The 13,330-nt window shown below is 44.3% G+C and carries 6 protein-coding genes and 1 riboswitch; of the genes, 4 read left to right on the top strand and 2 right to left on the bottom strand.

Annotated elements, in window-relative coordinates; all coding sequences use genetic code 11:
* Both uvrA and IQQ51_RS08165 read left to right on the top strand, forming a co-directional pair.
* Nucleotides 1-2,196, top strand: a 2,196-nt coding sequence (gene uvrA / locus IQQ51_RS08170; RefSeq protein ID WP_228012744.1) for an excinuclease ABC subunit UvrA, incomplete at its 5' end; no start/stop codon positions are given.
* A 96-nt stretch (nucleotides 2,197-2,292) separates the two neighbouring features.
* Entirely contained in the window at nucleotides 2,293-4,056 is a 1,764-nt protein-coding gene (locus IQQ51_RS08165; RefSeq protein ID WP_193840793.1) for a PglL family O-oligosaccharyltransferase, read from the top strand.
* 113 nt (nucleotides 4,057-4,169) lie between these two features.
* On the opposite strand, the gene IQQ51_RS08160 is transcribed toward IQQ51_RS08165, so the two are convergent.
* Entirely contained in the window at nucleotides 4,170-5,309 is a 1,140-nt protein-coding gene (locus IQQ51_RS08160) for a pyridoxal-phosphate-dependent aminotransferase family protein (protein ID WP_193840792.1), read from the bottom strand.
* A gap of 176 nt (nucleotides 5,310-5,485) precedes the next feature.
* A riboswitch (Lysine riboswitch) is annotated at nucleotides 5,486-5,663 on the top strand.
* A gap of 108 nt (nucleotides 5,664-5,771) precedes the next feature.
* Between IQQ51_RS08160 and lysC the strand changes: the two genes are divergently transcribed.
* Nucleotides 5,772-7,139 carry a lysine-sensitive aspartokinase 3 gene (gene lysC / locus IQQ51_RS08155; protein WP_193840791.1) on the top strand — a complete coding sequence of 456 codons (1,368 nt, stop codon included), beginning with the start codon at nucleotides 5,772-5,774 and terminating at the stop codon, nucleotides 7,137-7,139.
* Between the two features lie 114 nt (nucleotides 7,140-7,253).
* On the opposite strand, the gene metH is transcribed toward lysC, so the two are convergent.
* Entirely contained in the window at nucleotides 7,254-10,931 is a 3,678-nt protein-coding gene (gene metH, locus IQQ51_RS08150) for a methionine synthase (RefSeq protein WP_193840790.1), read from the bottom strand.
* A 169-nt stretch (nucleotides 10,932-11,100) separates the two neighbouring features.
* On the opposite strand from metH, the gene IQQ51_RS08145 reads away from it, so the two are divergent.
* Entirely contained in the window at nucleotides 11,101-12,381 is a 1,281-nt protein-coding gene (locus IQQ51_RS08145; RefSeq protein WP_017061334.1) for a cation:proton antiporter, read from the top strand.
* Nucleotides 12,382-13,330: the final 949 nt, after the last annotated feature.

The following is a 13,330-nucleotide window of genomic DNA, read 5'->3' as shown; positions in this document are numbered from 1 at the left end:
CTACAACAACGCTTGGCTGAATCGTTTGAAACAACACTGGAGCTATCTGGCGGTATTGCGGTTGTTGGTTGGATGGATGAAACAGATCAAGAAGAGATCGTATTCTCTGCTAACTTCGCCTGTCCTAAATGTGGTTACAGCATGCAGGAACTTGAGCCTCGCCTGTTCTCATTTAATAACCCGGCAGGTGCTTGTGGTACGTGTGATGGTCTTGGTGTTCAACAATACTTTGATCCAAGCCGAGTGATTTTAGATGAGAATCTAAGCATTGCAGAAGGAGCGATCAAAGGTTGGGATCAAAAGAACTACTACTATTTCCAGATGCTAACATCGCTGTCAGAACATTATGGTTTTGACCTGTATGTACCATTTAATTCTCTACCGAAAAAGACTCAAGAGATCATTCTAAAAGGATCAGGTCGTACTGAAGTGGAATTCAAGTACATCAATGACCGAGGTGATATTCGAGTTAAACGCCACCCATTTGAAGGCATTTTAAATACATTAGAGCGCCGTTACCGTGATACTGAATCTAGCGCGGTACGTGAAGATCTTGCCAAATACATCTCAACCAAATCGTGTTCTAGCTGTGATGGCACTCGCCTGAGATTAGAAGCTCGCAATGTTTTCATTGGTGATACCACACTGCCAGAAATCGTTGAACTTAGCATTGCTGACGCACTACAATTTTTCCAAGAATTGAAGCTAGACGGTCAGCGTGGGCAGATCGCAGATAAAGTGATGAAAGAGATCAATGACCGTCTGCATTTCTTGGTCAACGTTGGTTTGAACTACCTTAACCTATCACGCAGTGCTGAAACGCTGTCTGGTGGTGAAGCGCAACGTATTCGCTTGGCGAGTCAAATCGGCGCCGGTTTAGTTGGCGTTATGTATGTACTGGATGAGCCATCAATTGGACTCCACCAGCGCGATAATGAACGTCTATTGCAAACCTTGATTCACCTAAGAGACTTAGGTAATACCGTGCTTGTTGTGGAACATGACGAAGATGCAATTCGTTGTGCTGACCATGTTATCGATATCGGCCCTGGTGCAGGGGTACACGGTGGTCACGTGGTTGCAGAAGGTACCATGCAAGACATCATCGACAACCCGAACTCTTTGACAGGTCAGTACCTGAGCGGTGCTAAAGAAATTGCAGTACCTGAAAAGAGAACACCTATCGACAAGAAAAAGGTCGTAGAGATCGTTGGCGCAACAGGGAACAACTTAAAGAATGTGACTGCGACGATTCCTGTTGGCTTGTTCAGCTGTATTACGGGTGTATCAGGTTCGGGTAAATCAACGCTGATCAATGACACCTTCTTTAAAGTCGCCCACACTCAATTAAACGGTGCTACGACTGCAGTTCCGGCACAGCACAAAAAGATTAAAGGGTTAGAGCATTTTGATAAGGTGATCGACATAGATCAAAGCCCTATCGGTCGCACCCCTAGATCAAATCCTGCGACCTACACCGGCATTTTCACCCCTATCCGAGAGTTATTCGCAGGCACTCAGGAATCACGTTCTCGTGGTTACAAGCCAGGTCGATTCAGCTTTAACGTTCGTGGTGGTCGTTGTGAGGCTTGTCAGGGCGATGGCGTAATCAAGGTAGAGATGCACTTCTTACCCGATGTGTATGTGCCTTGTGATGTGTGTAAAGGTAAGCGCTATAACCGTGAGACTCTAGAGGTCCGCTACAAGGGAAAAACCATTGACGAAGTTCTAGAGATGACCGTGGAAGATGCTCGTGAATACTTCAACCCGGTGCCTGTTATCGCTCGTAAGCTGCAAACTTTAATGGACGTTGGCCTTTCCTACATTCGCCTCGGACAAGCAGCGACAACCTTGTCTGGCGGTGAAGCTCAACGCGTTAAGTTAGCAAGAGAGTTGTCTAAACGAGACACAGGGAAAACCTTATACATTCTCGATGAGCCAACAACAGGTCTTCATTTCCACGATATCCAGCAGCTGTTAACGGTGCTACATAGACTGCGTGATCACGGTAATACGGTTGTCGTGATTGAGCACAACCTAGATGTTGTTAAAACCGCAGACTGGATCCTAGATCTTGGCCCAGAAGGTGGGCAAGGTGGTGGTGAGATTGTTGCAGAGGGTACACCTGAAGATGTGGCGTTAGTCGAAGGTTCACACACTGCTCGCTTCCTTAAGCCTATGTTAAATTTGAAGTAGGTGTAAAATAGCGCCCTGCGGGCAGACAGAAAAATGTTAAAGTAACAGAGCTTGTTTCAGAAGGAACAAGCTCTGTTTTTATAAGGTTAGGGATTTATGGCAACAATACACACTAGCGGTACCCAGCTAGAAAATCAGGTCACTCAGCTACCACTCAACAAAGCATTTCTGGCTTCTTTAGCTGTTGTATTCTTGTTAGCCATGCATTTTTTCATGCCGAATCCTGGAGGCTCGGGGCTTGCTCTATCCTTTAACCCTACCACTTGGTTGGCGCTAAGCTTCGCGCTAGCAATTGGCTTTTACCAACTCGCGACCAATAGAGTACTCAAGTATTCCAAATTAACGATTGGTTTGTTGATTAGCTGCATCATACTCACACTACCTATTTTATACAGTAATGCAGCTCCTCAAGGAGCGTCAGGACGCTTGCTTGGGTTATGGGCAGGCTTTGCATTATTTGTAGTGTTGCAGCAATTTAAGTTCAGCAATAAACACAAGCAGCGCATGTTGTGGTTCATTGTGCTTGCTGTGGTTATACAAGCACTGTTTGGCTATGTGCAATATTTCTTATTAGAGCCTGGTAACCTATTTGGCTACAACACAGCGGCAAACCGACCATATGGGATATTTCAACAACCGAATGTAATGGCAAGCTTTCTTGCTACTGGTTTTGTGCTGTCCGCTTACCTTTTAGCAAGACAGCCTGCTAAATATAACCATAAGATCAGCGAATCATTCCTACTGTATTTAACTCCAACCTTAACCGTGCCCTTGCTGATCATCATTGCATCACGTACCGGATGGTTGGCCGCTGTCATTGGTTTTGTCTGCATTCTGCCCTATCTATACAAGTTCTCGACCAAGAAACGCTTCTACGGATGGTGCGCATCAGTGCTCGTCGGTGTCGTCGTCGCTTTTACGGTGATCAGCCTCAGTGCTACAGATAGTATCGCTAGCAAGAAAGCAAACCTAGAAAGCCCGCGTGCTTATACGTTCCCACAAGCTCTAGATATGATGATCGAAAAGCCATTCACAGGTTATGGTTACGGGAAATTTGAGCCTGAATACACGCTATATACGGCTCGCCAACATCAACTCAACTCGAACTATCACCCTGGTCTTCCTTCAATGGATCACCCGCACAATGAGTTCCTATTTTGGGGAGTGGAAGGGGGAATAATACCAATCATCGGGATCTTGATTGCTGCAATATTGGTGATGTCACGCATAGCAAGTTCTACAAAGGGAACGCGTCTAGCCCTGCTCGCTTTATTTATCCCGATCCTGTTGCACTCTCAACTTGAGTATCCTTTTTACCACTCGGCGATTCACTGGATAACATTCATTATTTTGATTTACTGGGTCGATCAACGCTCTTCCCGACATTATCAACAGCCGTTCAGTATCATCAGTAAAACCCTGTTTAGAGTCTCGAGCTTAGTGATACCTATCTTGGTCAGTTTTTATATGTTGAGCGCCCTGCATACCAACTATGTACTGACTAAGTTTGAACTGTCTAAGCCTAAGAACCCAGATATCCTTAAGCAGGTAACGAACCCCGTGGTGTGGAAAGATCGCTACGATTGGGACATATACAGCACTTACCTTAATATTGGCCTCTACAAAGCCGACCCAAGCCTCATACAACCTTACATCGACTGGTCACTGGAGATCATAAAGAGCAAACCAAGACCGGCTTTCTACAGCAATCTGATTCTGGCGTATCAAGGCCTAGGAGAAGAAAGTAAGGCTGAGCAAATTCGTAGTGAAGCGAACTTTTTATTCCCTAACAGAGACTTTTCAAAGGTTCAGTATAAGAAAGTGTCACAGGCAGAAGATAACGTTTCGTCTGCAGAGTAATGTTAAGAATTCGCAACGCAAGCTCCACTCAGTAGGCAGTAGGATCTTGGAGTAGATACAAAAAAGCGCACGATCTCTCGTGCGCTTTTCTTTTTAATTTCAGTTTATTGCAGCTATTTCAAAACATCTTTTAGCGCTTTTAGGCACAACGCGACATTCTCTTTACGAGCACCGTAGCCCATTAGGCCGATACGCCATGCCTTACCAGCCAAAGAACCTAACCCAGCACCGATTTCAAGATTATATTCTTCTAAAAGCTGCGTTCTGATCTTAGCCTCATCAATTCCTTCAGGGAAATAAAGTGCGTTAAGCTGCGGCAGGCGGCTCTCTTCATCAACCACAAACTTTAACCCTAGAGCTTCTACGCCTTCTTTAAGCTCTTGGTGCATCGCATGATGACGAGACCACGCATTGTCTAGGCCTTCATTTTTCAACAAAACCAGCGACTCATGCAGAGCATAAAGGCTGTTCACGGGTGCGGTATGGTGGTAGCTACGCTTACCTTCTCCACTCCAGTAACCTAATACTAAACTTTGGTCCAAAAACCAGCTTTGCACTGGCGCTTGGCGAGCTTTCATTTTATCAACTGCACGCTGAGAGAAAGTCACTGGAGACAGCCCTGGCACACAAGACAGACACTTTTGGCTGCCAGAATAAACCGCATCAAGCTGCCACTCATCAACCAGCAATGGCACACCACCTAATGATGTCACCGCATCAACAATCGTTAACGCATCAAACTGACGAGCGACAGCAGAGATAGCTTGAGCATCAGATAACGCTCCGGTTGATGTCTCTGCATGCACAAATGCAACAGCAACGGCATCGGGATTTTCTGCCAATGCTTGTTCTACCTTTTCAACTGAAACGGGCTTACCCCACTCGTCATCAACAAGGATGGCTTCGCCACCACAACGCACCACGTTTTCTCGCATACGCTCACCGAAGACACCGTTACGACAAACAATCACCTTTTCACCTGGCTCAATCAAGTTAACAAAACAGGTCTCCATACCTGCACTGCCCGGTGCAGAAACGGCAATCGTAAATTCGTTTTCAGTCTGAAAAGCGTATTTAAGAAGTTGTTTAAGCTCATCCATCATCGTAATAAACAGCGGATCTAGGTGACCTATGGTTGGACGGCTCAAAGCCTGTAGCACTTGAGGTGAGATATCAGAAGGACCCGGTCCCATTAACGTTCGGTGTGGTGGATAAAAGCTATCGATAGCAGTAGTGAGTGTTAAATTAGACATGTACATCCCTTACGTTAATGTTGTGAACAATCCACCCTAAAGCAAATTGATTACCTCAGCAATTAGCCATAAGTATTGAGGTCAAACCACTGTCACATAATTGTTAAAATTATTTTTCAATTATCTCAAGTTACGGATTGACATTGTTACCACAAAAACGTTCAATGAAACGGCTATCTAGCAGAAGAGGAGCACTGCCCAGGCAGATGTTTTGTGGAACCGCATTTCCAATACAAAACATTTATGGGGAGCAGTGCCGAGATAATAAAAGGATGCAGGACCTTTATTATCGGTTGAGCGGGCTGAATCCCTTCAACTGTCGCCATTTCTATATGGTGAAGAGCTTCTGAGGTTACTATTCTAATAATTCCTCTCTTTTTGCTCTAAAACTCTCTTCGAAAAACATCGGACGTTGGATTACCCAACCGTAATTTTATTTTAGGAAGTCGTGGGAGATATATCGTGAGTGCATCTAATGTAGCTGGTTCTTTTAATGTCGCTAAGTTTGGTGGAACAAGTGTTGCCAACTTTGAAGCAATGAGCCGTTGTGCTGCCATTATTGAAAACAACTCAAACACGAAACTGGTCGTGAGTAGTGCATGCTCTGGTGTCACTAACTTGCTGGTTGAACTGGCAAATGGTGTTCAAGACAAAGCTCGTCGTCAGGAACTAATGGCGCAATTAGCGGATATTCATAACGCAATTCTTGATCAACTCGCAGACCCAATCAGCATCGAAAAAGAAGTTCACAGCATTCTTGATGACATTGCGAGCGCTGCAGAGGCTGCATCATTCCAAACAAGCACTAAACTGACTGATCACCTTGTCGCATGTGGCGAGTTGATGTCGACACACATCTTGGCTCAGATCATCCGTGAACGAGGCACTCCTGCTGTTCGCTTTGATATCAGAGATGTGATGCGCACTAATGATGATTTTGGTAAAGCCGAACCTCAACTCGAAGATATTGCCGCTCTAGCTCAACAGAAACTTATTCCACTTTGCCAACAACAAGTTGTCGTTACACAAGGTTTTATCGGCGCTGATAGCGAAGGTAACACCACGACTTTAGGCCGCGGTGGCAGTGATTACTCAGCAGCATTGATTGCCGAATCTGTACAGGCGATTGGTCTAGAAATCTGGACGGATGTTCCGGGTATCTACACCACTGATCCTCGTATTGCACCTAAAGCTTCTCCAATCCCAGAGATCAGCTTTAGTGAAGCATCGGAAATGGCAAACTTTGGTGCGAAAATCTTGCACCCATCGACTCTAGTACCTGCACTACGCCACCAAATACCGGTATTTGTCGGCTCTTCTAAAGCACCAGAGCTCGGTGGAACTTGGATTCGCCAAGAAGTTGAAAGCTCTCCTCTATTTAGAGCGCTTGCCCTACGATGCAACCAAACTATGGTTACGTTACGCAGCGCTAATATGTTCCATGCCTATGGCTTTTTGGCAAAGGTATTCGAGATCCTTGCTAAGCATAAGATCTCGGTCGATCTTATCACCACCTCAGAGATCAGTGTGTCACTCACTCTCGATCAAACAGACACATCAGGTGGTGCTCCTGAGTTACCTGAAGCCGCTCGCCTTGAACTTGAAGAGCTGTGTTCTGTCGATATTGAACACGACCTATGCCTTGTTGCGCTTATTGGTAATAACATGAGTGAAAGCAAAGGCTATGCGAAGCAGGTATTTGGCACTCTTGAAGATTTCAACCTACGCATGATTTGTTACGGAGCAAGCCCACACAACCTGTGTTTCTTGCTAGATGAATCTGTTTCTAAGTTGGCGATTCAAAAACTTCACCAAGAGTTATTTGAATAGAAAGTCCGTTTATCATCGACGGATAAATAACTAAATCACAGATACAAAAAGGGTTGCTATTCAGCAACCCTTTCTATTTTTACTTTGCGAATCAAAACTCTTCATAGATTCAAACTAGTTAATGTTTGGACCTAACCACTTCTCGGCTTCTAACATGTCCCAACCTTTGCGGTCAGCATAGCTATCCACTTGATCCTGTTGAATCTGTGCAATAGCAAAGTATCTAGCATCAGGGTGTGAGAAGTACATACCAGATACTGAAGCACCAGGCCACATCGCGTAGCTTGTCGTTAATGACATATCGATTGCCTTTTCAACATCCATCAACTCCCACAACGTGCCTTTCTCTGTATGCTCAGGGCAAGCAGGGTAACCGGGAGCTGGACGAATACCTTGGTACTTCTCTCGAATCAAATCGTCGTTAGACAAATCTTCATCTGGCGAGTAACCCCAAATATCCTTTCTCACTTCTTTATGCAGATACTCCGCGAACGCTTCAGCCAATCGGTCAGCAACCGCCTGAATCATGATTGCGTTGTAGTCATCGCCTTTCGCTTTGTATTCATCAGCCAACTCTCGCTCACCAATACCACCCGTCACCGCAAAGCCACCAATCCAATCCGCTTTACCGCTTTCTTTTGGCGCAATGTAATCAGACAAACAGTAGTTAAAGCCTTTTGGTTTCTCTGTTTGTTGACGAAGATTGTGTAGAACTTTTAGAACTTCGGTACGAGATTCATCGGTATACACCTCAATATCATCACCAACACTGTTCGCTGGGAACATGGCACACATACCACGCGCTTCAAGCAGCTTCTCTTTCTCTACGCGATCCAGTAAATCATTAGCATCTTTGAATAAACCTTTTGCCTCTTCACCCACTTCTTCATGATCAAGGATTGCAGGGTATTTACCAACCAATGACCATGTCATAAAGAATGGAGTCCAATCGATGTACTGACGCAAAGTCGCCACATCAAAATCATTGAAGATGTGAACTCCCGGCTTAGCGGGTGTCGGTGGCGTATACGCATCCCAATCGATAGCAACTTTATTGGCACGAGCTCTTTCAAGCGTGACAGGCTTGGTACGAGGTTTCTTACGATTGTGCTGATCTCGAACGCGATCGTAATCGATATCCAGCTTCTCAACGAAAGCGGGTTTCAATTCATCAGAAAGTAGTGAAGTACAAACACCCACTGCACGCGAGGCATTATTTACGTATACAACAGGTTCTGAATAATTCTGCTCAATCTTAACTGCTGTGTGAGCTTTAGATGTGGTTGCGCCGCCAATCAGAAGAGGCAGCTTGAAACCCTGTCTCTCCATTTCTTTAGCAACATGTACCATTTCATCAAGAGACGGTGTAATCAGCCCAGACAGGCCAATAATGTCGACATTCTCTTCTTTCGCTACCTTGAGAATCTTCTCGCAAGAAACCATCACACCTAAGTCGATAATTTCGTAGTTATTACATTGCAAGACAACACCAACGATATTTTTACCGATATCGTGAACGTCACCTTTAACGGTCGCTAACAAAATCTTACCGTTAGTTGCGCCCACTTCTTTGGATGCATTAATGAATGGTTCTAAATGGGCAACCGCCTGTTTCATCACACGCGCAGACTTTACAACCTGTGGTAAGAACATCTTACCTTCACCAAACAGGTCACCAACAACGTTCATTCCGTCCATTAGAGGACCTTCAATCACTTCAATAGGACGAGAGGCATTAACACGAGCTTCTTCGGTATCTTCAACAATAAAGTCGGTGATACCTTTTACCAAAGAGTGCTCCAAACGCTTCTCTACAGGCCAAGTTCGCCACTCTAATGCAGATTTATCTTCAACCTTACCAACAGCACGCTCTAGGTATTCGGTCGCCATATCCAGCAATCTTTCAGTCGAATCATCACGACGGTTTAGTACGACATCTTCAACAGCATCACGCAGATCTTCTGGAACATTATCGTAAATTTCCAACTGACCAGCGTTTACAATGCCCATATCCATACCGTTTTTAAAACAGTGATATAGGAATACCGCGTGAATAGCCTCACGGACGTAGTTATTACCACGGAATGAGAATGAAACATTCGACACACCGCCAGAGATCATCGCATGCGGGAGATCGCGTTTGATGTCTCCTACTGCTTCAATGAAATCAACCGCATAGTTATTATGCTCATCGATACCAGTAGCCACTGCGAAAATATTCGGGTCAAAAATAATATCTTCTGGTGGGAAACCGACTTCATCAACAAGAATGTTGTAGGCATTGGTACAGATTTCGACTTTACGCTCTCGAGTATCAGCCTGCCCGACTTCATCAAACGCCATCACGATGACAGCAGCACCATAACGACGAACTAATTTGGCTTGCTCAACAAACTTCTCTTTGCCTTCTTTTAGAGAGATTGAGTTAACGATGCCTTTGCCTTGAATACACTTTAGGCCAGCTTCGATAACTTCCCACTTAGAAGAATCGACCATAACAGGTACTTTCGAGATTTCAGGTTCTGAAGCACATAGATTCAGGAATTTAACCATACACGCCTCGGCGTCTAGCATCCCTTCATCCATGTTGATATCGATAATTTGAGCACCATTCTCGACTTGCTCTCGAGCTACACTCAAGGCTTCGTCGTAGAGCTCTTCTTTGATAAGGCGCTTAAAGCGTGCAGAGCCGGTAACATTGGTCCGCTCACCTACATTCACGAACAAAGATTCTTTAGCTATCGTCAGTGGCTCTAGTCCCGAAAGACGACAAGAAACTGGTAAGTCTGGCAATTGACGCGGCGTTACACCTTCAACGGCCTCAGCCATTTCACGGATATGCTCTGGAGTAGTACCACAACACCCACCAATTAGGTTCAAGAAGCCACTTTCAGCCCACTCTTTAACATGTTCAGCCATATCCTCAGGAGAAAGGTCATACTCGCCAAATGCATTAGGCAAACCCGCATTAGGGTGAGCAGAAACATTGCACTCTGAGATACGAGACATCTCACCGACATACTCACGCAGTTCATCAGGGCCCAATGCACAGTTCAATCCAAATGAGATTGGTTTTACATGACGAAGGGCGTTGTAGAATGCTTCTGTCGTCTGTCCTGAAAGGGTACGACCTGATGCATCAGTGATGGTACCGGAAATCATCACTGGCAGACTGATACCTACTTCTTCGAAAACAGATTCAACCGCAAAAGCACACGCTTTCGCGTTTAACGTATCAAAGATAGTTTCAATAAGAATTAAATCTGAACCGCCCTTAATGAGCGCGCGAGTCGATTCAGAATAAGCTTCAACCAGTTCGTCAAAGCTAACATTACGGTAACCTGGATCGTTTACATCAGGGGATATAGAACAAGTTCGGTTGGTAGGGCCTAATACACCCGCTACGAAGCGAGGTTTATCTGGGGTCTTTGCGGTCCATTCATCAGCCGCTTCACGAGCAAGCTTGGCAGCAGCAAAGTTAATTTCTTCACTAAGGCTTTCCATATCATAATCGGCCATAGCGATGGTTGTAGCGTTAAAGGTATTGGTTTCGAGGATGTCAGCCCCAGCTTCCAAGTATTCTGAATGGATATCTTTGATAAGCTTAGGCTGTGTAAGAACTAAAAGGTCATTGTTGCCCTTTAAGTCACTGTGCCAATCAGCAAAGCGTTCACCACGATAGTCTTGCTCTTCCAATTTATAATCCTGAATCATGGTGCCCATGCCACCATCAATCAGTAAAATTCGTTGCTTCAACAGAGCGTCAATCTTTTGCCTTACATTACTTCCCACGGTACAACCTCATTCCTTTAATTATCCCTCCATCCTATCACACATTAAAAAGGAGTCTAGACGTCTAAAAAAGGAAATTGATTACTGAGTCATGACAAAAAAATGTTTGCTATTTGAGCATGAGACAACGAAAATTCATATTCATACTTTGTTACATGTTGGAATCCCAATGTCGGTCTATTACACCTTATGCTTCTTGTCCGCTGCAGCCATGCTTATTGCTTTCGTTAATACCAAAATTGGTAAAATGCAGACAACCATCGCCATCACAGCTGGCTCAATGATGTTATCTCTATTGATTATCATTGCGGGACAAAACAATTGGTTCCAACTGGCTGACATCGCTTCAGAAACCGTTGCCAGTATCAACTTTGAAGATTTCCTTCTAAAAGGGATATTAGGATTCTTACTATTTGCAGGCGGTTTGGGAATCAAATTACCAAACCTAAAAGACCAGAAATGGGAAATAACAGTACTCGCGTTAGGTGCTACGCTGTTTTCAACATTCTTTATCGGTTTTGTGCTGTACGGGTTCTGTCAGTTCATCGGTATTCAATTTGATCTGATTTACTGCCTACTCTTTGGTTCTCTAATCTCTCCAACCGATCCAATTGCCGTTTTAGCAATAGTAAAAAAGCTCGACGCGCCTAGAAGAATCTCTACTCAAATCGAGGGAGAATCTCTATTCAACGATGGTTTTGGCTTAGTTATTTTCGTAACCCTATTTACTATCGCATTCGGCACAGAAGCGCCAACCGTCGGCAGTGTGACCATGCTATTCGTTCAAGAGGCAATTGGCGGCATCGTCTACGGTTTTGTTTTAGGTCTTGTATTCCATTACCTAATCAGCAACACCGATGACCACTCTATGGAGTTGCTATTAACCATCGGCATCCCAACTGCTGGTTATGCGTTTGCTGAAGTTCTACATGTATCAGGCCCATTAGCGATGGTGGTATCAGGTATCATGATTGGTAACTGGACTCGCTTTATTGGATTCTCGAAAGAGAGTGAAGATCACCTAGATCATTTCTGGGAATTGATAGATGAATTCTTAAACGGCGTGTTATTCCTATTAATTGGTATGTCGATGCTGCTATTCAAATTCCACCAAGAAGACTGGATCTTAATGGCGTTCGCAGTCCCTCTAGTATTGAGTGCTCGCTACTTAAGTGTTTTCTTGTCTTACATAGGATTTAAGCGCTTTAGAACTTACAACCCTTGGTCGATTAAGATTCTAACTTGGGGTGGCTTACGCGGTGGCTTAGCTTTAGCCATGGCACTTTCGATCCCTTCAGGTATCTGGGTAATTGAAGACAAAGCAATAGATGTAAAAGAGATAATCCTTGTCATGACATACGCCGTTGTTGTGTTCTCTATTCTAGTTCAAGGCTCAACAATCACTCCTATGATAGAGAAAGCAAAACAAGCAGAGAAAGAGCTAGATTAACATCTAAATAGATCAACCAAGGCCGCCTACTTTAGGTGGCCTTTTTTATACCCAATGGAAGTCAGATTCGCCGATTTCCTCACTAAAGATCTCGCTGAAAGGTATACATAAACAATAGAACTTACCACGGCGTTTACTGCACTGTTATTGAAGCAACCAAAACCCTTTATGTTGGGTAAACATTAGATTTAATCGGAACTAAAGCGAAGACGAATGGTGTTCAATCACGCTGCCGACGATATGATAAAACGCTCTTAGCCAGCAATCTTTCCGGAAGTGAGGCTATACAAAGAACTCGTTTTTGCAGCGCTAGCGAGTCTACCCACTTTAGAACAGACTTCAGTTGTATAAGCATTCCTTCCGGAAAAATAATGAGACTAAAGGCCTAGCAGGTATAGCTTTAGTCACTACCAGAAACTGTTGAGCGAGATGAATGCTGAACGAAAGCTTCTAGTGTTCGACTAAGCCTTTAAATACGGCAATTAAGCGATTCGATTAAATAGGGGGGAGCTAAAGGAGCACTTAATACTTCTACCGTTACATTAAAGGTGACAGGTATAAAAAAGACTCTAGTATTTCTGCCGAGACGCGCAGTCTAGAGCCTTTAATATGGTAGAACTGGACTGAGCCGGTAATCTGGAGATTCGACCGCGCAGGTGAGCTAGGAGCGCTTAGTTATCCCAACATAGCTTCGCAGAAGCAGAGGAGGTAAAAAAGCCCCAGTATTTCTGCTGAGGTTTAGTATATTTAGACTCCTAACACGCGCTGTTTTGGTAAGTCGGAAAATCCGCTGCTTTGCTAATGGCGTATGTAAATTAGCTTCAGAAAGCAAAAAGGCTCTAGCATTTCTGCTAGAGCCTTAAATATGGCAGGGGTGGAGAGATTCGAACTCCCAACACGCGGATTTGGAAAACGAAAGAAATTAATTTAAAAACAAACACTTACTTAA

Source organism: Vibrio sp. OPT18, assembly GCF_015163615.1.
Taxonomy (GTDB): domain Bacteria; phylum Pseudomonadota; class Gammaproteobacteria; order Enterobacterales; family Vibrionaceae; genus Vibrio; species Vibrio coralliirubri.
The sequence above is the reverse complement of the archived record's forward strand: the minus strand, read 5'-3'. Positions and strand labels throughout refer to the sequence as shown.

Excerpts from the sequence above, each read along its gene's own strand:
- IQQ51_RS08165 (WP_193840793.1), top strand. The coding sequence starts at position 2,293 with ATGGCAACAATACACACTAGCGGTACCCAGCTAGAAAATCAGGTCACT.
- IQQ51_RS08160 (WP_193840792.1), bottom strand. The coding sequence starts at position 5,309 with ATGTCTAATTTAACACTCACTACTGCTATCGATAGCTTTTATCCACCA.
- IQQ51_RS08145 (WP_017061334.1), top strand. The coding sequence starts at position 11,101 with ATGTCGGTCTATTACACCTTATGCTTCTTGTCCGCTGCAGCCATGCTT.